Source organism: uncultured Traorella sp., from assembly GCF_944327115.1.
In the GTDB taxonomy this organism is placed as follows: Bacteria; Bacillota_I; Bacilli_A; order Erysipelotrichales; family Erysipelotrichaceae; genus Traorella.
Window position 1 is genome coordinate 1 of sequence record NZ_CALVGS010000073.1, and the last position, 20,570, is coordinate 20,570.

20 protein-coding genes and 1 other annotated feature are annotated in these 20,570 nt (G+C 39.9%); all 20 genes read left to right on the plus strand.

Going from position 1 to position 20,570, the window contains the following annotated elements:
• The first annotated feature begins 189 nt into the window (after positions 1 to 189).
• The 20 genes from gpr to tyrS all read left to right on the plus strand — a co-directional run bounded on the left by gpr (position 190) and on the right by tyrS (position 20,283).
• Positions 190 to 999, plus strand: coding sequence for a GPR endopeptidase (gene gpr / locus Q0K35_RS06825; RefSeq protein WP_294561914.1), 810 nt, complete (start codon positions 190 to 192; stop codon positions 997 to 999).
• A 30-nt stretch (positions 1,000 to 1,029) separates the two neighbouring features.
• On the plus strand, positions 1,030 to 1,860 hold the full coding sequence (locus Q0K35_RS06830) for a stage II sporulation protein P (RefSeq protein WP_294561915.1): 831 nt from the start codon (positions 1,030 to 1,032) through the stop codon (positions 1,858 to 1,860).
• 2 nt (positions 1,861 to 1,862) lie between these two features.
• Positions 1,863 to 2,150, plus strand: coding sequence for a hypothetical protein (locus tag Q0K35_RS06835; protein ID WP_294561916.1), 288 nt, complete (start codon positions 1,863 to 1,865; stop codon positions 2,148 to 2,150).
• A 38-nt stretch (positions 2,151 to 2,188) separates the two neighbouring features.
• Positions 2,189 to 3,118 carry a methionyl-tRNA formyltransferase gene (gene fmt, locus Q0K35_RS06840; RefSeq protein ID WP_294561917.1) on the plus strand — a complete coding sequence of 310 codons (930 nt, stop codon included), beginning with the start codon at positions 2,189 to 2,191 and terminating at the stop codon, positions 3,116 to 3,118.
• 132 nt (positions 3,119 to 3,250) lie between these two features.
• Positions 3,251 to 4,804: a ribonuclease Y gene (gene rny, locus Q0K35_RS06845; RefSeq protein ID WP_294561918.1), complete on the plus strand. Its 1,554-nt coding sequence runs from the start codon at positions 3,251 to 3,253 to the stop codon at positions 4,802 to 4,804.
• The gene (locus tag Q0K35_RS06850; protein WP_294561919.1) at positions 4,804 to 5,580 is read left to right on the plus strand and encodes a TIGR00282 family metallophosphoesterase; all 777 of its coding nucleotides are present in this window, start codon (positions 4,804 to 4,806) and stop codon (positions 5,578 to 5,580) included. Before rny ends, Q0K35_RS06850 begins: the two co-directional genes overlap by 1 nt.
• Before the next feature lie 110 nt (positions 5,581 to 5,690).
• Positions 5,691 to 5,864 carry a 4Fe-4S binding protein gene (locus tag Q0K35_RS06855; protein WP_294561920.1) on the plus strand — a complete coding sequence of 58 codons (174 nt, stop codon included), beginning with the start codon at positions 5,691 to 5,693 and terminating at the stop codon, positions 5,862 to 5,864.
• 40 nt (positions 5,865 to 5,904) lie between these two features.
• The gene (gene miaB / locus Q0K35_RS06860; protein WP_294561921.1) at positions 5,905 to 7,350 is read left to right on the plus strand and encodes a tRNA (N6-isopentenyl adenosine(37)-C2)-methylthiotransferase MiaB; all 1,446 of its coding nucleotides are present in this window, start codon (positions 5,905 to 5,907) and stop codon (positions 7,348 to 7,350) included.
• Positions 7,351 to 7,430: 80 nt separating this feature from the next.
• On the plus strand, positions 7,431 to 9,089 hold the full coding sequence (locus tag Q0K35_RS06865) for a ribonuclease J (RefSeq protein WP_294561922.1): 1,659 nt from the start codon (positions 7,431 to 7,433) through the stop codon (positions 9,087 to 9,089).
• 15 nt (positions 9,090 to 9,104) lie between these two features.
• Positions 9,105 to 11,348, plus strand: a complete 2,244-nt coding sequence (locus Q0K35_RS06870) for a DNA translocase FtsK (protein WP_294561923.1) — start codon at positions 9,105 to 9,107, stop codon at positions 11,346 to 11,348.
• Positions 11,349 to 11,777: 429 nt separating this feature from the next.
• Positions 11,778 to 13,157 carry a dipeptidase PepV gene (gene pepV, locus Q0K35_RS06875; protein ID WP_294561924.1) on the plus strand — a complete coding sequence of 460 codons (1,380 nt, stop codon included), beginning with the start codon at positions 11,778 to 11,780 and terminating at the stop codon, positions 13,155 to 13,157.
• Between the two features lies 1 nt (position 13,158).
• On the plus strand, positions 13,159 to 13,788 hold the full coding sequence (gene trmB / locus Q0K35_RS06880; RefSeq protein WP_294561925.1) for a tRNA (guanosine(46)-N7)-methyltransferase TrmB: 630 nt from the start codon (positions 13,159 to 13,161) through the stop codon (positions 13,786 to 13,788).
• Between the two features lie 15 nt (positions 13,789 to 13,803).
• On the plus strand, positions 13,804 to 14,469 hold the full coding sequence (locus Q0K35_RS06885; protein WP_294561926.1) for a hypothetical protein: 666 nt from the start codon (positions 13,804 to 13,806) through the stop codon (positions 14,467 to 14,469).
• Between the two features lie 14 nt (positions 14,470 to 14,483).
• The gene (locus Q0K35_RS06890; protein WP_294561927.1) at positions 14,484 to 14,819 is read left to right on the plus strand and encodes a thioredoxin family protein; all 336 of its coding nucleotides are present in this window, start codon (positions 14,484 to 14,486) and stop codon (positions 14,817 to 14,819) included.
• 30 nt (positions 14,820 to 14,849) lie between these two features.
• Entirely contained in the window at positions 14,850 to 15,503 is a 654-nt protein-coding gene (locus tag Q0K35_RS06895) for a hypothetical protein (protein ID WP_294561928.1), read from the plus strand.
• 14 nt (positions 15,504 to 15,517) lie between these two features.
• Positions 15,518 to 16,825 carry a UDP-N-acetylmuramate--L-alanine ligase gene (murC, locus tag Q0K35_RS06900; protein ID WP_294561929.1) on the plus strand — a complete coding sequence of 436 codons (1,308 nt, stop codon included), beginning with the start codon at positions 15,518 to 15,520 and terminating at the stop codon, positions 16,823 to 16,825.
• A 45-nt stretch (positions 16,826 to 16,870) separates the two neighbouring features.
• Positions 16,871 to 17,284, plus strand: a complete 414-nt coding sequence (locus tag Q0K35_RS06905) for a hypothetical protein (RefSeq protein WP_294561930.1) — start codon at positions 16,871 to 16,873, stop codon at positions 17,282 to 17,284.
• A 10-nt stretch (positions 17,285 to 17,294) separates the two neighbouring features.
• Positions 17,295 to 17,840 carry a hypothetical protein gene (locus Q0K35_RS06910; protein ID WP_294561931.1) on the plus strand — a complete coding sequence of 182 codons (546 nt, stop codon included), beginning with the start codon at positions 17,295 to 17,297 and terminating at the stop codon, positions 17,838 to 17,840.
• A gap of 16 nt (positions 17,841 to 17,856) precedes the next feature.
• Positions 17,857 to 18,849 (plus strand): LacI family DNA-binding transcriptional regulator, encoded by a 993-nt coding sequence (locus tag Q0K35_RS06915; RefSeq protein ID WP_294561932.1) that lies wholly within the window; start codon positions 17,857 to 17,859, stop codon positions 18,847 to 18,849.
• Positions 18,843 to 19,029, plus strand: a binding site (T-box leader). It overlaps the preceding gene by 7 nt.
• Positions 19,030 to 19,059: 30 nt before the next feature.
• A complete protein-coding gene (gene tyrS, locus Q0K35_RS06920) occupies positions 19,060 to 20,283 on the plus strand; it encodes a tyrosine--tRNA ligase (RefSeq protein ID WP_294561933.1) in 1,224 nt (407 codons plus the stop codon).
• The last annotated feature ends 287 nt before the right edge of the window (positions 20,284 to 20,570 follow it).

Sequence of the window (20,570 nt, forward strand, 5' to 3'; positions counted from 1 at the left end):
CTTCTCTGAGCAACATTGCTTTCATGTCTTTTGTTGTTAGTTAATACACGTTTTTTCTGTGATTTAATGTTTGGCACTCTTGACACCTCCTAATTGATTATTGCTAGTAGATTATAACAAAATCAAAAATGAAATGCAAGAAACAAATGAAAAAAGCCATACTATACGGGAAAAAGGAGAAATATGAACATGAAACGCAGTGATTTCGCAGATGAATGGTTTGAATCAGAAGAGGAAAAGATATTCTCACAAAAAACCGAAAGCTTTCCACATGCCGTTACCGTAAAATGGATCAAGGTCTTAGAAAATGATAAAAAATATCAGACAGGTGACTATGTAACGATTTCTTTTGAATCGATGGCAGATGCTTCGCTCAGAAATCAAATCAGTTCGATATTAGTAGATGTTCTGGATAAGCTTTGTCAAGATGTCCTGCTTCAGAAAATACTTGTAGTGGGACTAGGAAATGAGGATATGATCTCTGATGCGATCGGTCCTAAGACAGCCGCCCAGATCCTTGTTTCAGCTCATTTGTTCGAGCTTGAAAAAGAAGTGCATCCCGGCTTGAACAACTGTGCGGTCATTGCTCCTAAGGTCATGGGACAGACAGGACTTGAATCGGCACGGATCGTAAAAGGAATCGCTGATTTTTATGAACCGCAATGCGTGATCGTCATTGATGCCTTGGCAACAAGCAGCTTTTCGCGTATCAACCGGGCTATCCAGATTTCAAATATCGGTATTATTCCCGGCAGCGGTGTAGGCAATCACCGTCTTGCGATCAATGAGGAAACGTTAAAGGTACCTGTCATTTCAATTGGAATTGCAACGGTAACAACGATCCGTTCAATCTTAAATGAAATGAATGTAAAGGAAGAATATGAAAACAATGACTGTATCATCACACCACGAGATATGGATATGGAATGCCGCCAGATCGTTGCGATCCTTTCACATGGCATCAACTGTTTCATTCATCCGGCATATGAGGAGTTATAATCCTTGAGTGATGAGCATAAGCTATGAAATATGAAAACGTCCATCAAGATTTTAGCGAAGCTGGGGCTGCTGGCACTTTTTATTTTTATCTCGCCGCTGATGCAGGGAATCAAGGCAACCGTCAGGGAGCTTGATATCAGCATGCAGCTTTTTAATCAGCAGAAAAGCATCGCTCCGATCGACATCGAAGCCTTTAATGTCATGGATATGGTCAAAAAAGAAGATATTCCCTATCGGGAGATCGATGTTGAGCCTGATGATGTCGTAGAGGTGCCAGAGCCTTCAAACGGAACGCAGAAATCCATCTACATCTATTCCACGCATCAGCAAGAAGCCTATAAGGATCGAAGCAGCGTAATGGATGGCAGCAAGTATTTAGGCAAGCTGCTTGAGCAGGCAGGATATAAGGTCGTAGTGGAGGATCGTAATTTTACAGAGGAATTAAATGCTTTGGGATTGAATTATAATCAGTCTTATCAAATCTCAAGAAATGCGATCACAGATGCCCTGATCGAGCATCAGGGATTTGATCTGATCATTGATTTTCATCGTGATTCCGTTCCTAGAGAATCCTCTTATATCGAAGCTTCAGGGAAAAGCTATGCGAAGATGATGATCGTCTTAGGAGGACTCAGTCCCCACTTTTCGGCAATCCAAAACAGGGCACTGACACTGTTAGACAAAACCAATCAGCTTGAGAGTGGTATCATGAAAGATATTCTGGTCAGAGAAGCATATTATAATCAGGATATCAGTGAAAATATGCTGTTGATAGAAATCGGAAGCGAGGAAAGCTATTATGAAGAGGTGATGCATTCCTTAGACATTCTGGCAATATCAATAGATGAAATGATGAGGTGAACATGAAACGATTCTTCGTAGATCTGCTTTTAGTAATATTGCTGGTTGCTATCGGAAGCTCTTTTATGGAGCAGGATGATTCTTACTCCATCGAGCAGGAAATCATTGATTTTGAAAACAGCTTGGATAAAGATGGACAGTATGTCAGTGAAAACAGAGGGGATGCAGTCAGTGAGGTTCATTTGAATAAAGCCTCTGAATTGGCAAAGAACAGCTCAGATACGATCAAAGAGATCGTAGGTGTCGGAGTCGAGCTGGTAGCTTCGATTTTTAAAGCTATTATAGAATAATCAACGAAAATCGGTTATAATGCATTCGAGGTGATTTTATGAAACGAATTTTATTTATGGGGACACCTGAATTTGCGTGTGGTATTCTAAAATGTCTGATAGAAAATCATTATAATGTCGTTGGTGTGGTTTCCCAGCCGGATAAAAAGGTCGGCCGTAAGCAGGTCTTAACACCGACTCCGGTGAAAAGTCTTGCGGCATCTTACAATCTGAGCGTTTTTCAGCCTGTCCATATCAAAGATATTTACGAACAGCTTCGACAATTGGATCTTGACTGTATCATTACCTGTGCTTACGGACAGATGATACCGGAAGATATCCTTCATCTGGCGAAGATAAGATGCATCAATGTCCATGCATCCCTGCTTCCGAAATATCGTGGCGGTGCACCGATTCATAAGGCTATCATCAACGGTGAAAAGGAAAGCGGCGTTTCAATCATGGAAATGGTCAAAAAAATGGATGCCGGGGATGTCTGCTGCGTGAAAAAGGTTGCTATCACTGAAGAGGATACGATGGGAAGCCTGCATGATAAGCTGATGAAGTGCGGTGAAGAAGCTCTTCTGGAGGTGCTTGATGATATTTTGGATAATAAGGCCGTCTTTGTTCCGCAGGATGAAAGTCAGGTATCTTTCGCATGGAACATTACAAAGGAAGAAGAAAAAATTGATTTTTCAAAAGGCGGCAGGAGCGTCTACGACCATATCCGCGGTCTGATACCATCACCTGTTGGTTATGCCTATCTGGAAAATAAAAAAATAAAATTTCATGAGGTAAGGCTGCTTCATGAGGAAAGTGCGGCAGCTTTTGGTGAGATCATCGGCTTTGACGGTACTCATTTACAGGTTTCATTAGGTGATCTGATATTGCTTGTCACGCAATTACAGCCCGAAGGAAAAGCAAAAATGAGTGCCAGAGATTTCTATAACGGCCATGGAAAAAACTTGATCGGCAAAAGGTTTGAATAGCTTAAAGAGCTATTCTTTCTTTTTTTAAAAATCAAAATATATGAAATATCCTTGTTTATTTGTGAAATTTTGTGTAAAATATATAAGAAAGTAAACACTTTCAAAAAATATTTTGATAGGAGGAGTTAAGATATGGATGGTTTATTATCAGTCCTCTTGTCGGTTTTGGCAGGTTTAGCCGGAGGAATCATATTAATGATCCTGATTTCAAAGGCTGGGTTAAATAAAGATAGAATTAAAGCTGAAAAATTACTGCAGGAAGCTACTGTAAAAGCAGAAAACACTGTGAAGCAGGCACTTTTGGATGGTAAGACTCAGACTCATGAATTGAAGATTGCTGCGGAAAAAGAGATTAAGGAGCGTAAACAGGAAATTACAGATATGGAAAATAAACTGTTAAGACGCGAAGATAATCTAAATTTTCGTGATGATGCATTAACGCAAAAAGAACAGCAAATCGATCTTAAAAATAATCAATTAACTAAAACAATGTCTGAACTTGATGAGATGGAAAAAAGGCTGCAGGAGAAGATCGATATACAGATCGTCGAACTTGAAAGAGTTGCAGCAATGAGTACAACGGAGGCCAAGAAGGAGCTTTTTGAGATTGTTGAAAAGCGTATGGAAAACGAAGTTGTCGCTTACATAAAGGAAAAGGAAGAAGAAGCAAAGAGCATTGCAGATGAGAAGGCACGTAATATCGTGGCGCTTTCTATTCAGAAAATGGCTCAGGATGAGGCCGTGGATCGTACGGTAAGCGTTGTTGCCTTACCAAGCGAGGAAATGAAGGGAAGGATCATCGGACGTGAAGGAAGAAATATCAAATCGATCGAACAGGCGACCGGTGTCGATCTGATCATTGATGATACACCGGAAACGATCACGATTTCTTGCTTTGATCCGGTACGTCGTGAAATTGCCCGTATAGCTTTGGAAACGCTGATTCGTGATGGACGTATTCAGCCGGGACGTATTGAAGAAGTTGTCAACAAGGTACGCAATGAAATTGAAAACAATATCCAGAAGGTCGGTGAAGATACGATCTTTAAGCTGGGTCTTGGTAAGATGAACCGTGATCTTGTTCATTTGGTCGGACGTTTGAAATATCGTTATTCCTATGGACAAAATGCGCTTCAGCATTCCATGGAAGTGGCTAAGCTTGCAGGCAGCATGGCAGCAGAGCTTGGTTTGAACCAGACGCTTGCCAAGCGTGCAGGTCTTCTGCATGATATCGGAAAAGCACTGGATACCGAAACTGAAGGAAGCCATGTGGAGCTTGGATATAAATTCTGTAAGAAGCACGGTGAAAATGAGGTCGTGCTGAATGCGATTCAGTCACATCACGGCGAGGTTGAACCAAAGAGCATTATTGCGGTATTGGTACAGGCGGCAGATACATTGAGTGCAGCCCGTCCGGGAGCTCGTTATGAAGCAATGCAGAATTATATCAACCGTCTTGAAGAACTTGAAAAGATTACTAAATCATTTGAAGGCGTTGATACAAGCTATGCGATTCAGGCCGGCAGAGAGTTACGTGTGATCGTTCATCCGGATAAAGTGGATGATCTCAGCTGTGCTAAGATTGCTCGCGGCATCCGTGAAAGAATTGAAAATGAGCTGACCTATCCGGGACAGATCAAAGTTACGGTCATTCGTGAGCTAAGAACGAGTGAACTGGCAAAATAATGAAGATCTTATTTGTAGGTGATGTCGTAGGAGCAGTCGGCAGAAAGATGGTAGCCGATCATGTCTTACGTATCAGAGAAGAAGAAAAGATCGATCTGGTTATCTGCAATGGTGAAAATTCAGCGCACGGCAAAGGCATTACGAAAAAAATTTATGCCCAGCTGCTGAACAGCGGCGTTGATGTCATTACGATGGGGAATCATACGTTTTCTAAGAAGAATTTAGAGGAAGTCATTGATGAATTGGACAAAATGGTACGGCCGGCCAATATGCTTCCGTTGGAATTTGGAAAAGGTACTGTCGTGATTGATGTCAATCATAAAAAAGTAGCAGTGAGCAATCTGATCGGCGAGGTATTCATGGTCAATTGTACAGAATCGCCCTTTGATGCCATGGAAAAGATCCTTCATGAAACGGAAGCTGATATTCACATCGTTGATCTGCATGCGGAGGCAACGAGTGAAAAAATTGCCTTTACTTATGAATTTGCTCAGCGATGCAGTGCTATCGTAGGTACACATACTCATGTACAGACTGCAGATGAGCGAATCGTCGATGATCATTGTGCCGCGATTACGGATCTGGGCATGTGCGGTCCTTACCGTTCGGTTATCGGACGTGATGTGGAGGAAGTGCTGCGACGTTTCAAAAATAAGGAGCATACCCGCTTTACGATGGCGGAAGGCAAAGGTATTTTTTGCGGATGCATCGTTGAGATCGATGATGATACGAATCAGGCCAGGTCAATCAAAAGAATCCAGATTAAAGAGCAGTAATGCTCTTTTTTTAATAATTGTTTTCAAAAATTCAGTTTTTTCCGATATTCTATTGAAGTGAAAATTATATTTGTGCTATAATGTCTAAGTAATAAAAGGAGGTTATCTTCATGCCAGTAACAATTAATAAAGATACTTGCATCGGTTGTGGTGCTTGTTGTGGAGTTTGCCCGGTTGGAGCATTGTCAATGGATGACGATAATAAGTCAACTTGCGATGAATCAACTTGTATTGACTGCGGTGCATGCGTTGCGACTTGCCCTGTAGAAGCAATTACACAATAAACCAAGCAAACGCTTGGTTTTTTCTTGGAAAGAGGAAATTATGAAAATTAACGAAAACTGGACTATACCGAATTTAAAGGAAGCAAAACAACGAACGAAAAAACAAGCAGTGATTGAAAAATCACTCTTTAATATACCTTATGAAGTTGCCCAGCTGGGAGTGGGAAGAAATTATTATCTGCGTACATATGGCTGCCAGGCCAATGAACGTGACGGGGAAACGATTGCCGGTATTTTGGAAGCCATGCATTTTACTCCGGTAAAAAATGTTGAGGATGCCGATCTGATCCTCTTGAATACCTGTGCTATCCGCCAGAATGCGGAAGATAAGGTATTAGGTGAACTGGCTTCTTTAAAGCGGCTCCGTAAAACAAATCCGGATCTTCTTTTTGGTCTTTGCGGCTGCATGGCACAGGAAGAAGAAGTCGTCAAAACAATTATTGAAAAATATCCACATGTAGACCTTGTTTTTGGTACACATAATATTCATCACTTGCCGACCTTGCTGTATCAGGCAATGATGTCGAAGGAAAGAACGATCGAGGTTTTCTCAACAGAAGGGGAAGTTATCGAGAATTTGCCGGTCAAGCGTTTTGGTACGCATAAGGCTTGGGTCAATATCATGTATGGCTGTGATAAGTTCTGTACATATTGTATCGTACCTTATACCCGTGGTAAGGAGCGAAGCCGACAGGTCGAAGACATCCTTGAAGAGATTCATGTTTTGATCGAAGAAGGCTATAAAGAAGTTACTTTGCTCGGTCAAAACGTAAATTCTTATGGAAAGGATCTTCAGATTGAAGGCGGCTTTGCATATCTTTTGGAAGAAGTGGCAAAAACGGGCATTGATCGCATTCGCTTTACGACCTCACATCCATGGGATTTCAGTGATGAGATGATCGATGTGATTGCGAAATATGAGAACATCATGCCTTTTATCCATCTGCCGGTACAATCAGGAAATGATGAGATCCTAAAGATCATGGGAAGACGCTATACGAGCGAGCAATATATGACGTTGTTTTATAAGCTGAAAGCAAAAGTCAAGGATGCTGCCTTTTCGACAGATATCATCGTCGGCTTTCCGAATGAAACGGAAGAGCAGTTTCAGGATACATTAAAATTGGTGGATGAATGTCAGTTTGACAATGCTTTTACCTTTATTTATTCACCGCGTGCAGGTACGCCTGCTGCCGCCATGGAGGATAATGTCAGTGAGGAAGTCAAACAGCGCCGTCTTCAGGAGCTGATGGAACATACAAATCATTGGGCACGAGAAAAAAATGAGGCCTATGTCGGTAAGACGGTACAGGTTTTGGTGGATGGACCCAGCAAAAAGAATCCATCTGTGTTCAGCGGTTATTCACAGACCAATAAGCTTGTTAATTTTACAGGGGATGATATACATGCCGGTGATTTAGTGAATGTGAAGATCACTCAGGCAAAGTCATGGTCATTAGATGGGGAAGCAATTAAAGTGAAATGATTCACTTTTTTTGTTTTTTCTTTCACCGCGTGTTATAATAGCTAAAACAGACATGATAAATATAATCTAAAGGAGGATCTATGGATCAAATACGAATATGTGCATTAGGCGGGCTCGACGAAAATGGCAAAAATATGCTGATGGTCGAAGTCAACTCAGAAATCATTTTGATTGAGGCAGGAATCAAGTTTCCCGAATCAGATCAATTGGGCATTGAATTTATCATTCCCGATTTCACGTATCTCATCGAAAATAAAGAAAAAATTAAAGGTGTTTTCGTAACTCACGGACACGATGATGTATCACGGGCCCTGCCTTATCTTTTGAAGCATGTCAATGTTCCTGTCTATACAGGAGCTTTAAGTGCAAATGTCTTAAGAGATTTATTGAAAAAAGAAGGCGTCAGTGATTTTAAGATCAACAAGGTGAAAAGGACCGACCGCATCAAGGTGGGAAATATCAAGGTCCGTACATTTGCGATGACCCATGCTTATCCGGATAATTTTGGTATTGCGATTGCGACCGATCAGGGTTATATCGTCTATACAGGAGAATTTATCGTTGATTATGATATGCGGGCACCTGAATATAGTTTTGATATCAATGAATTAAGTGAAATTGGAAAGGCCGGTGTCTTATGTCTTCTCAATGAGTCGGTAGGTGCTGAAAAAGAAGGACATACTGCACCGTTCCACCGTATTTCTTCAACCCTGGAACCGCTTTTTGAATCAAGCGAGCATCGTATTCTGATCAGCTGTTATTCACAAAGTCTTTTTAGGATGAGAGAGATCTTGGATCTTGTGATTCGTTTCAAGAAAAAGGTTTATTTTCATGGTGAAGAGGCAAAATATTTTCTCAAGCATATGGCTGAATTAAATTACTATAAATTTCCAAATGAACTGATCGTGAATGATCGTAATTTCGATGATGAGAATGATGAGATCATCATTTTGATTACAGGAAGAGGAAAAAATCTATTCAGAAAGCTTCAGAAGATTGCGATGCATGAAGATGAGCGGGTTCATTTTAGAGCGACTGATACGATCGTGATCGCTTCACCGGTCGTCAGTGGTACAGAAGAAGAAGCAAACAGCATGGAAAATGAGATCTATAAAGAAGGCGGACAGATCTATTCATTAAATTCAAAGAAGATTTATTCGATGCATCCGAGCAGTGAAGATCTGAAGATGATGCTGTATCTTTTCAAGCCGCGTTACTATCTGCCGGTAAAAGGTGAATACAGACATCTGATCAAAAATGCCAATTTGGCTTTCAATATGGGCTATCGCCCTGACCAGATCGTAATTTTGGACAATGGTCAGTTTGCAACTTTTGAAAATAAGATCTTAAAGAGCGTTGCTGATCGTATCGAGCTGGAAGATACTCTGATCGATGGCAAGGAAAACTGGGATGTTACGGGAGTTGTCTTAAAAGATCGTGAGATTCTTTCCAATGAGGGTGTCATGGTGATAGGGGTCAGCGTAGATTTTAAAACGAAGAAGATCATCGGTGGCGTTGATGTACAGACGCGAGGTTTGATCTATTTGAAGGATGCGGAATATATCTTAAAAGAGGTCATGAAGATCACTGAAGATACCATCAATGAAAATGTTGCCAATAAAACATATGAGAATATTGAAACACGTGTGGATGTGAAAGAAAAAGTAACACGTTATTTGTTGAAGGAAACCGGAAAAAGACCGATGGTTTTACCTGTCATTATCGAAATCAATCAGTAGTCGAGGGGGATAAGGATGACGAAACAGAAAAATGCCAAGAAAACGACAAATAAAAAAATGGATAATGAGATCTTAACTGTCATTTATGCGTTTTTGGCGATAGCTTTGTCAATTATTGGCATTCTTGAAATTGGTCCTGCAGGAATTGCGTTAGGCAGAGTCATGTATTTTCTGGTCGGTATGCTGGGAAACGTTGTGTTTGCTTTCGTGATACTTATTGCCATACTGGTCTTATTTAAAAAGAATCTGTCACAGATAAGGATGCGCAGCATGATCGGTTTGATCTGCTTTTTCGCTGCATGGCTGCTGCTGGTAGCGGCACCGGATGATCACAGCATCGTCGGAATGGATGTCATACATCTTTTTCTGGCGAATGTAAAAGAAATATTTAATGATACCTTGATTGCATCAATCGGTAACGGAGGTATTCTCGGCGCTTTCTTATATGCCTTATTCAGTGCTTTGTTTGATTTTACTGGTACGAGGATCATGATTATCATGTTCCTTCTTATCGGTATCATCATGTTCTGGGATTATTTGAAGATAGTTTTTGGTTTCTTTTTTGAAAAAGTACAAAAGACGAAAGAAAAAAGCGATAGTAGAAAAGAGAAGAAAAAGAGAGAAAAGCAGCTTTTTGAAGATGATTATGAGGATATCATCGATTATGAAAAGCCTCAGGGACGTTTTGATTTTGAAAATCTTGTTGCTGATAAGGTTTCAGAGGGTGATCATCAGGAAAAGTCCGTGATCGATATTCAGGCAGATCCTATAAAGGAAGAAAAAAAGGAGCCTGAAATTGAAAGCTCATTTCTTACAGATTACTCTAAATATCGTTTGCCAGGTTTAAATTTATTAAATTTGGCCGGAAAGGGAAGTGTTTCCGCAAATAATAAGAAAGCGGCGGCGGAGGCCGGTGAAAAGCTTTTACAGATCTTGGATGAATTTGGGGTGAAAGCGACACTGGTGGATACACATATCGGACCTAGTGTTACAAAATTTGAATTAAAGCCGGATTTAGGTGTAAAAGTTTCTAAGATCAGCAATTTGCAGAATGATATCAAATTGGCGTTAGCGGCAAAGGATATTCGTATCGAAGCGCCGATTCCTTCGAAAAGTGCGGTGGGTATCGAAATTCCGAATGTAGATAAGACAATTGTCAATTTAAGGGAGCTTTTACGAAGCATTCCGTCTAAATATGAAAACAGTAAGCTTTTATTTGCTCTTGGAAAGGATCTTTTAGGTCAGCCGGTCTATGGTGAATTAAATAAGATGCCTCATCTTTTGATTGCCGGTGCTACCGGTTCAGGTAAATCAGTCTGTGTCAATTCGATCATCATATCTCTGATCATGAGGGCACGGCCGGATGAAGTGAAATTATTGCTGATCGATCCGAAAAAGGTAGAGTTTACAGCTTATCAGAATATTCCTCACCTTATTGGTCCCATCATTCATGACGGTGATGAGGCGAATACTGCTTTAAAAGTAATCGTAGAGGAAATGGATCGCCGCTATGATTTATTCTCGAAAGCAGGGGTTCGTAACATTGCGGGATATAATGAAAAATGTGATCAATATCCTGAAGAAGGACATACCAAGCTTCCTTGGATCGTCGTCATCATCGACGAGCTGGCTGATTTGATGCTGGTAGCTGCTAAGGAAGTGGAGGCAAGCATCCAGCGTATTACTCAGCTGGCGCGAGCTGCGGGCATCCATCTGGTCGTAGCGACTCAGCGTCCGAGCGTGGATGTTATTACCGGACTTATCAAATCGAATATTCCTTCAAGAATTGCCTTTGCTGTTTCCAGTGCCGTGGATTCCAGAACGATCTTGGATCAGCAGGGTGCGGAAAAACTTTTAGGAAGCGGAGATATGCTTTATATTCCGATCGGCGAACAGTCGCCAATACGTGTACAGGGCGTTTATGTCAGTGATGAAGAAGTGAATCGTGTCACGGAATTTGTTTCTAAACAGGGACGTCCGAAGTTTGATGATGCTTTTATACGTTTGCAGATGATAGAGGATACAGCTTCTGCTGTTGGCATGGATTCCAATGATCCTTTGTATGATGAAGCCAAGCAATTCGTCATTTCTTCACAAAAGGCAAGCACTTCTTTGCTGCAGCGTAAATTCAGCATCGGTTATCAGCGCGCTGCCCGTTTGATCGATATGATGGAAGAAAACGGTATCGTAGGGCCATCTCGTGGCAGCAAGCCAAGAGAAGTCTATATGAAAGATCCGATGAATGAGGATCAGATGTAAGGATCGTTTTAAAAAGAGATGACAGTTATGAAGTATTTCATTGAACTGTCATCTTTTTATTATATTATGATGGATAATAGATTATATAATTTTGAACTGATCGATAAGAAATTCCATGAATATGTAAAGATATAAAGTAATTAAGAAGTAGTTAAAGATAATGTAATGCTTTATTAGAATCTTAAAGAATCAGTTTCATGTACCTATAAGCTAGATCTGATGATGATTTTAAGTGCCATGATCCTTGTCGTCTTGATGAAGAAAAATTCTTTAAATAAAGGATAAATGTTTAAAAGAAGCATTGGTAAAGCTAAGTGTTGAAATCAATGCTTCTTTTTTATTTAAAAAACACATAAAATAACAAAATTGAAAGCTGAAAAAGTTATGAAAATAAATGAAAATGTGATAGAATAATAGCGAGGTGTTAATATGGATTTTAAATCAGAAGCAAAAAAATATGAAAAGCAGTTTAAAGATGATTTAAAACAGATCGTCAGCATTCCTTCTTTGCGTGACGATTCTACAAAATCAGCAAATGCACCTTTTGGCAAGGCTTGCAGAGCTGCTTTAGATAAAATGATGGAAATCGGTCAAAAAGCTGGTTTCAATGTAAGAGATATCGATGGATATGCCTGTGTGATCGAATATGGAGATCAAGAGGATTCGATTGGCATACTTGCTCATTTGGATATCGTTCCGATCGGTGATGGATGGACACGCGATCCGCTGGGCTGTGAAGAGGAAGCAGGCTTTATGTTCGGCAGAGGGGTATTGGATGATAAAGGACCGTTGATTGCCGGATTGACAGCAATGAGGATCTTAAAAGATAATGGAATAAAATTAAATAAGAAAATCCAGCTGATCTGCGGTTGTGATGAAGAAAGTGGCATGCAGTGTATGGAGTATTACTGCAAGCATGAAAAACTGCCTTCTTTTTCCTTTACTCCGGATGCTTCTTTTCCTGTGATCTACGGTGAAAAGGGAATCATGAGCCTTGAATTAAAATTTAAAAATGATACTCCTATTAAATCGATGCAAGCAGGTGAACGCATGAATGTCGTTATCGGAAAAGCGGATGCTTATGTAAATGATTTCGATTATGGGAAGGAATTTGATTTTTATTTGAAAGCAAATGGTCTAAGCGGTTCTCTTTCAGAAGAAAAGGGTATGACGAAGATCCATCTTGATGGTGTTTCTGCGCATGCTTCTACTCCTTGGATGGGTGTCAATGCGGGCTTGCATTTATTAAATTTTGTAGGCTGCGTGTATCAGGATGATCAGTTGACGCGTTTGGCACAGATGTTAATGGATGTTCGCGGATATAAGACACAAATAGGTATTGAGGGTGCTTATATGGGACCTTTAAGCTGTAATACGGGAATCATCCGTATCGATGATGATGAAATTTCGATGATTTTAGATATACGCTATCCAAATGATACTACCTGTGAAACAGTGACTTCAGGCATGAGAAAGGCTTTGAAAGAGGCGGGCCTTGATGGAAGCGTAGAGTGTCTGTCTGACAGCAAGCCTTTGTTTTTGAATCCTGACAGCGATTTTATTCAAAAGCTGATGCAGGTTTACAGAGAGTATTCACAGGATGATTTTACGCCTGCTATGACAATGGGCGGCGGAACTTATGCACGTAAATTACCGAATTGTGTTGCTTTCGGTCCGGAATTTCCACGTCCTCTAGAAACAACATTGACTATTGGCGGTCCGCATCAGGCCGACGAAGCGATCAATATCGAAGAGATGCTGACGAGCATTGCTATCTATGCTGCTGCATTAGAAACTTTGGGTAAATAATATGCGCGTCAGAAATCTTCCATGGGCAAAGGATTATTTGCCTACACAGCCATCTTATGTGGCAAAGCCGAATGAATATAAAGGCAGATGGAAAGAAATTCTTCAGGTTGATACATTGCATCTTGAGATTGGTTCCGGGAAGGGGGATTACTGGCTGGCGATGAGCGAACAGTATCCGAATGAAGGATGGATCGGTCTTGAAAGAAATACCAGCATTGCTGCTTTAGCGTTAAAAAAAGCAGAGGGCAGTTTTCAGAAAAACCGTTTATTTATCTGTCAGGATGCCAAGGATTTAAATGAGTGGTTTGAAAAGGGAGAACTGGATGTCATTCATTTGAATTTTTCTGATCCGTGGCCGAAAAAAAGAAATACGAAGCGCAGACTTACTTATCGTACCTTTTTAGAAGTATATCGCAATCTGCTTAGTGATCATGGAAAAGTAATCATGAAAACAGATAATACACAGCTTTTTGAATTTTCGCTGCTTGAATTTCAGGAATGTCGTTTTCATTTAGAGGAAGTTTATTTAGATTTTCGTAAGGAAGATCATCCTGAAGATGCCATCAGCGAATATGAATTAAAATTTATGAAACAGGATCATCCGATATATCGGGGAATCTGGCGTAAATAAGAAAGGATGTGACATATGAAAAAAGTGGCATGTCTATGGCTGGCGCTGCTGCTATGCGGTTGTCAGGTAAATGAAGCTGATTTAAAAAGCGAGCTTACAAATGAATTTCATGAGCTTTCTGATCAGGCTCCAATATCTTATACCACAATGAATAAGCCTCTTTATTCATATTATCTTCCTAAAGATGTCGGACGTTTGCAGTCGAACCCTTTAAGCTCACTTTTCATGAAAGATGGCGTAAGATTCATCATGAATTTTAATCCAAATGAAGTAGTGATCCATGATTACTATCAGGCATCAACCACTTATGAATTGGAAGAGCCGGTGGAAAATGAAAGTTCAGATTTATTTTATGATGTTACCGGTACCTTTAAAGGCAGCGATCATCGTTACCATAAATATGAGTGTCAGATCACAGAGCTTGAGGATGGAAGCTATCTGTTGCTTTTAGATATGGAATATGTAAATTTTACAGCTGTCTTAAGAGCAGTACAGATCCAGCCACTGGTGCATTCAATGTTTATTATTGCGAAATCCCTGCAGTATGATTCTGATGAGGTGATTGCGCAGTATTCTCTGCGAAGCTCTTCAGATTCTGTCATGAGCGATCTGGATGAATTTAATAAGGAGCTTCCGGATAGCGGCTCTCTTTCAGAATTGATCGAAGGGCAAAGTGAATAAGTAAAGGAGTCATTATGAAAGAAATGATGGATGTTTTAGAAAGTGAAGAACAGTTTTATGAATTGATCCAGGAAGATAAGACCCATGTTTTTGTATTCAGTGCCGACTGGTGTCCGGACTGTGTATATATCAAGCCTTTTCTTCCTGAATTGATAAAAAAATATTCCCAGTATGTATTTGTATATGTTGACAGAGATGCCTATATCGATCTTTGTATCGATCATGAGATCATGGGAATTCCTTCTTTTGTTGTTTACAGACAGGGAAAGGAAATTGGACGATTTGTCAGCAAATTGAGAAAGACAAAAGAACAAATCGATGATTTCTTAAGCTCGATGCTTGAAAAATAGGGATCATGGATGACTTAAGGAGGTTAAAGGATGTTTGAGTGGCTGAAAAATTTATTGTTTGATGAAGAAGATGTTGTCGTAGAAGAAGATAAGCTTGAACAGATCGATTTCACAAAAGTGGATGATTTTGAAGATATTCTCTCTGAAGCTCCAAATAAGCCGATGGTCCAAAGCAATGTTCAGCGAAGTCCTGAAAAGAGTGAAACTTTAGCTGTAAAAGAGAAAGAGGATCATGATGAGGTCTTGCTGCGAACAGAATTTAATATACAGCTTAAGGATGAGCCGAAAAAAGAAAAGGCAGCTGAAATAAAAACAAAGCGTCCTGAAAGAGCTGTCAGCGAGAAGAAAGAGCGTGACATTGAGATCAATTCAGTGATTTCTCCGATGTTTGGTGAGGGTGAAGGAAAAAAGGTCGAGGCCTTGGCGCCGTCTTCCCCTGTTACAAAGAAAAAAGACGGTCTGGGAACTGTGATCTCACCTATTTACGGACAGGCTGAGCTGAATGTTCATGAACAGGAAGCAATTGCGAAAATCAAGGAAAATAAGCAGGCGGATATGCCGGTCATCGAGGAAGATGACTGGAAGGATGATATTCCTTTGGAAGAGCTGATCAGTGGTGAAGAAGAGAGCGATGATTGCGTACAGTTTTCACTGTTTGGTGATAATAAGTCGATCAATGAGTAGAAAGAAGGAGCAATGTGGTACATTTTATAGGAATCAAAGGAAGCGGTATGGCTTCACTGGCATGCATTCTGAATGATATGGGAGAAGAGGTCAAGGGAAGCGATATTGATAAATATATTTTTACGCAAAAGCCTTTGGAGGAAAGAAATATAAAAATTACATCATTTGATGAAGGAAATATCAATGAAGGTGAAACGATCATCATCGGCAATGCTTTTGATGAATCGAACGTCGAAGTAAAGAAGGCAAAATCATTAAAGAATGCCGAAGTATATTATTATCATGAATATTTGGGAAAATTGGTGGATCGATATACTTCGATTTCTATTGCGGGCACGCATGGCAAGACAACGACGACAAGCATGCTGGCTCATTTGCTGTCGGCAGTTAAGCCTACCGGCTTTCTCATTGGTGACGGCAGAGGTGATATGGAAAAGGATGCTCATTATTTTGTACTTGAATCTTGTGAGTATCAGCGTCATTTTATGGCGTATCATCCTGATTATGCCATCATTACCAGCGTTGATCTGGATCATATCGATTATTATCGTGATCTGGATGACTATAAAAGCGCCTTTATCGATTTCGGAAAACAGGTAAAAAAACAATTGATCGTATTTGGAGATGATCAAAATATTCAAAGCATGGATTTTCAGCGTCCTGTACTTACTTATGGATTGCATGAGAAGTGTGATGTCAGGGCCGTTGATTTCAAGGAGGATGAAAACGGCATGACATTTGATGTCGTGATCCATGGTAAGCTTTATGGCCATTTTGATTTACCTTATGTAGGTATTCATCTGTGCTGGAATACGCTGGCCGTGATTGCACTTGCATATTGCGAGAACATTCCGGCAGACGTGGTGCAAAGACAAATGTCAACATTTAAAGGTGCAAAAAGACGCTTTGCGATCGAAAGCAAGGGTACTCAGATCTATATTGATGATTATGCTCATCATCCGACTGCCATTGCCTTGACGATTGAAGCGGCTCGTATTAAGTTTCCTGACAAGAAGCTTGTTGCTGTATTTAAGCCGGATCGTTATTCACGCATCTATGCTTTTATGAATGATTTCGCAGAGAGCTTGCAGAAGGCAGATGAGGTCATCCTTTGTCCTTTCCCGGAAAACGCTAAAAAAGAAGAGGGCATCGATATTGATATTTATGATTTGGCGAAGCTGATTCCAAACTGCAGGGTCATGGATGAAACAGAAGAAAATGCCCGTATCTTAAGCAGAGAAGAGAATGTCGTTTATTTATTTATGAGTTCAAAAGATATTTATAAGTGGAAAGATCTTGTAAAAAGTTTTCATTGCTCTTGAAATTGCTTACAGAATAAGGTATATTTATAATAATGAGGTGAACATATGCAACTGGAACAGTTTTTTGAATCATTGAGCTACATCTGTTTAAAGATCTTGCCAATGTTAGGAGTTGTTTTGCTGATCTATCTGATCATCATGGTAAGGAATCTTATCATTTGTTTAAAGAGTGCCGCTAAAACGCTTGATGAGGCAAATATGCAGCTAAGGAAGCTGGATGTACCGCTTCATACAGTGGGTGAAATATCAAAAAGTATCGATCAGGTGCATGAATTGACAAAGGAGTCTTTGAAAAGTATTTCCTTGAGCTTGTTTCAAACGATAAGTGCTTTAAAGGAATGGCTGATGAATCTTATTCATAAGGACGGGAAGAATAAGGAATTTGAAAGTGATGTTGATATGAGTGCTGATGAAGCAGATGCTTCATCGAAAACAAATGTCCCTATACAGGATGAATAAAGGAGAAAACATGGAAAATAATAACAATAAGGATATCGAAAAAATTCAGGAAGAACTGAAATATAAGATCATCACATTGGATGATGACGATGATGATTCTAAGATCAAAAAATTAATCGAAAATGTGATTGAAGAAATGAACAAGGCTTTTGAAAGGTTTAAGGCATGGTATGCGGAAAATAAAAATTCTGAAAAAGCACAGGAAATGAAAGATACGTTTATTAATGAAATGAATCAGCTGGTAAATAAGACTTCTCAGGTCGTCCATGATATCAAAAACAATCCTCAATTGCAGGAAAAGCTGGCAAGCGGTAAAGAAACGGTCGTAGAGCTTTCAAAAAAGATCTATGCCGGTGTAGAAAGCGGTGTCGGCAATATTCTGGAAAATGAGAAGGTCGCTAAGACGATCGATACAGTGAGCGATAAAGTAGTTGAAGTAATTCATGATGATAAGGTGCAAAAGGGCATCAAAGCAACGAAAAAGGGTATCTTAAATGTTGCGACAAGCGCTTATGAAGGACTGAAGAATATTTTGGATGACAAAGAAGAACAATGATGGGCAGGTGATGAAGATGAAGAGAATTACAATTTATGATGTTGCGAAAGAAGCGAATGTTTCCTTGGCTACTGTTTCGCGCGTGATCAATGGCAGTGATGTCGTGCGTGAAGATACACGTCTTAAGGTTGAAGAAGCGATCAATAAGCTTGGATATAAGCCAAATGCGATTGCACAGGGCCTGGCGTTATCGAAGACAACGACCATCGCACTGGTCGTTCCGGGAACAAGCATCTTTATGACGGGACAAGTGATCAACGGACTTTTGGATGTAGCTAAGATCTATAAATATAATATCGTATTGCATTCGGTGAGCGAAGGTATCACACAGATGGAGGATGTGATCGATAACATTATTAAGTCAAGGGCAGATGGTGTCATCATCTTCAATGATAAGCTGAATCGGAATGAGCTGGCAACGCTTAACAGCTATCAGATCCCTATCGTCGTGATCGGAAACAGGATCTCGGATGAAATGATAGGATCTGTCTTTATCGATTATGAGAACTTGGCTTATGAAACGACAGTGAAGTATTTGGATAAGGGGATTGAAAATATTGCGCTCATAGAAGACCGCAAAAATCCTTCTTATATTCGTCAGCTTTTACGCGGTGTCAAGAAGGCATTTGAAGAAAGAGGACTTGTTTTTGATCAGTATGTGGAGATTCCTAAGGAATATCGTTCCTCTTATTTGTATTTAAAGGAATATTTTAAGACGCATACTCATCAGATGGTACTGGCATATCGTGATTCACAGGCTATGGCCGTGCTGAATACAGCCAATGAAAATGGTATTTCAGTCCCGGATGATATGGAAATTATATGTGTTTATGACAGTAAGTATAACTCGATGGCACGTCCTCAGATTTCATCTTACAAGATCCCTGACTATGATCTGGGTGCCGTAGCGATGCGTGTCATGACAAAGATGCTGCATGATGAAAATGAAGTTATTGACAAAGAAATCGAATTAAGTTATATTTATACTGCTCGTAAAACAACAAAATAGCGTTGAAGAGACAAGAGCTATAGGATCACTTTTCAGAGATATGATGGCTGGTGAAAATCATAATGTGACTATAGAAATACACCTTGGAGCTGCTTATGAGAATAAGACGTATATCGGCGTTAACGATATGAGTGCACATTTGATGTGAACTAAGGTGGTACCACGTAAAGCGTCCTTGGATGACGCTTTTTTATTTTCAGGGAGGAAATTATGAATTTGTATGAAGAGTTAGAATGGCGAGGACTTATCAAGGACTGCAGCTCGCCTAAGATCAGAGATCTTTTAAACAATGAAAAAATTACTTTTTATATCGGAACCGATCCTACCGGTGACAGTTTGCATATCGGTCATTATTCATCTTTTTTGATTTCGAAAAGATTGAAGAAAGCAGGACATAATCCGATTCTTTTGGTAGGAGGGGCTACCGGGCTGATCGGAGATCCGAAGCCTACTGCAGAAAGGGCCATGATATCTAAGGAAGAGGTTGCACACAATATCGAAAAATTGACCAAGCAGGCATCTGAGGTTTTTGGATTTGAGGTCGTTAATAATTTTGATTGGTGCAAGGATATCAACTTCATTGATTTTTTAAGAGATTATGGGAAGCATTTTAATATCAACTATATGTTGAATAAAGATATCGTTTCAAGAAGATTGGATGAGGGAATCACTTATACTGAATTTTCTTATATGATCATTCAGGCTCTTGACTTTTTGCACCTTTATGAAAGCAGAAACTGTATCATGCAGGTGGCCGGACAAGATCAGTGGGGCAATATGACAGCCGGTATCGAATTGATTCGCAAGAAGCTTGGTAAAGAAGCTTATGCCTTTACGATGCCGCTGGTTACTAAAGCTGACGGTACTAAATTTGGAAAAAGCGAGGGAAAGGCGATCTGGCTGGATCGTGAAAAGACATCTCCTTATGAAATGTATCAGTTTTTGGTGAATAGTGAAGACAGCAAGGTCATCGATTATCTGAAAACTCTGACCTTCCTATCTAAAGAAGAAATTGAAGCTTTGGAAGAAAAGATGAAGACTGAACCTCACAAGCGTGAAGCCCAGAAGGCTCTTGCAGCGGAAGTTGTCCGTGACCTTCATGGTGAAGAGGAACTTCAGAAGGCGTTGCGTATCACCGAAGTATTGTTCAGAGGAAATATCACGGAACTGAAAGAGGATGAGATCAAGGATGCCCTTTCTACTTTTGAATCTTCTGATGTAACCGATGCTCAGACCTTGTGTGATGTTTTAGTGGAAGCTCATATCGCCAGCAGCAAAAGAGAGGCAAGAGAATGGATTTCACAGGGTTCGATTCAGGTGAATGGAGAAAAGATCAAGGATCCTCAAGCGATCATTTCTAAAGAAAACGCTCTTTTTGATAATAAGACGGTTATTAAGCGCGGCAAAAGAAATTATTACGTCATTGCCCAGTAAAACGCACTCTGTGCGTTTTTTTTGTATATTAGGAAATTTCAATTTTGATGGGCAGAAAGATAATGAAAGAGAATGAAAAAAAGTTAAGTTTAATTTATGTTTTGATATTATGTGTTATTTATTTAAAATTATAGTATCATTATAGTTACTATTATGATACAATATCTGTGTGAATTCTCTTTTTTCTATCAAGGAGGCATCATGAAAGTCTTTTCTCTTTCCAACCGTTTCTATTACCGTGAATTCCCTGATCTGAAGAACATCATTCTTCATGATCTGAGAGTCTA

Excerpts from the sequence above, each read along its gene's own strand:
- Q0K35_RS06835 (WP_294561916.1), top strand. The coding sequence starts at position 1,863 with ATGAAACGATTCTTCGTAGATCTGCTTTTAGTAATATTGCTGGTTGCT.
- Q0K35_RS06895 (WP_294561928.1), top strand. The coding sequence starts at position 14,850 with ATGTTTGAGTGGCTGAAAAATTTATTGTTTGATGAAGAAGATGTTGTC.
- Q0K35_RS06830 (WP_294561915.1), top strand. The coding sequence starts at position 1,030 with ATGAAAACGTCCATCAAGATTTTAGCGAAGCTGGGGCTGCTGGCACTT.
- Q0K35_RS06890 (WP_294561927.1), top strand. The coding sequence starts at position 14,484 with ATGAAAGAAATGATGGATGTTTTAGAAAGTGAAGAACAGTTTTATGAA.
- Q0K35_RS06855 (WP_294561920.1), top strand. The coding sequence starts at position 5,691 with ATGCCAGTAACAATTAATAAAGATACTTGCATCGGTTGTGGTGCTTGT.
- fmt (WP_294561917.1), top strand. The coding sequence starts at position 2,189 with ATGAAACGAATTTTATTTATGGGGACACCTGAATTTGCGTGTGGTATT.
- Q0K35_RS06865 (WP_294561922.1), top strand. The coding sequence starts at position 7,431 with ATGGATCAAATACGAATATGTGCATTAGGCGGGCTCGACGAAAATGGC.
- tyrS (WP_294561933.1), top strand. The coding sequence starts at position 19,060 with ATGAATTTGTATGAAGAGTTAGAATGGCGAGGACTTATCAAGGACTGC.
- trmB (WP_294561925.1), top strand. The coding sequence starts at position 13,159 with ATGCGCGTCAGAAATCTTCCATGGGCAAAGGATTATTTGCCTACACAG.
- pepV (WP_294561924.1), top strand. The coding sequence starts at position 11,778 with ATGGATTTTAAATCAGAAGCAAAAAAATATGAAAAGCAGTTTAAAGAT.
- Q0K35_RS06915 (WP_294561932.1), top strand. The coding sequence starts at position 17,857 with ATGAAGAGAATTACAATTTATGATGTTGCGAAAGAAGCGAATGTTTCC.
- Q0K35_RS06850 (WP_294561919.1), top strand. The coding sequence starts at position 4,804 with ATGAAGATCTTATTTGTAGGTGATGTCGTAGGAGCAGTCGGCAGAAAG.
- gpr (WP_294561914.1), top strand. The coding sequence starts at position 190 with ATGAAACGCAGTGATTTCGCAGATGAATGGTTTGAATCAGAAGAGGAA.
- rny (WP_294561918.1), top strand. The coding sequence starts at position 3,251 with ATGGATGGTTTATTATCAGTCCTCTTGTCGGTTTTGGCAGGTTTAGCC.
- Q0K35_RS06870 (WP_294561923.1), top strand. The coding sequence starts at position 9,105 with ATGACGAAACAGAAAAATGCCAAGAAAACGACAAATAAAAAAATGGAT.
- Q0K35_RS06905 (WP_294561930.1), top strand. The coding sequence starts at position 16,871 with ATGCAACTGGAACAGTTTTTTGAATCATTGAGCTACATCTGTTTAAAG.
- Q0K35_RS06885 (WP_294561926.1), top strand. The coding sequence starts at position 13,804 with ATGAAAAAAGTGGCATGTCTATGGCTGGCGCTGCTGCTATGCGGTTGT.
- miaB (WP_294561921.1), top strand. The coding sequence starts at position 5,905 with ATGAAAATTAACGAAAACTGGACTATACCGAATTTAAAGGAAGCAAAA.
- Q0K35_RS06910 (WP_294561931.1), top strand. The coding sequence starts at position 17,295 with ATGGAAAATAATAACAATAAGGATATCGAAAAAATTCAGGAAGAACTG.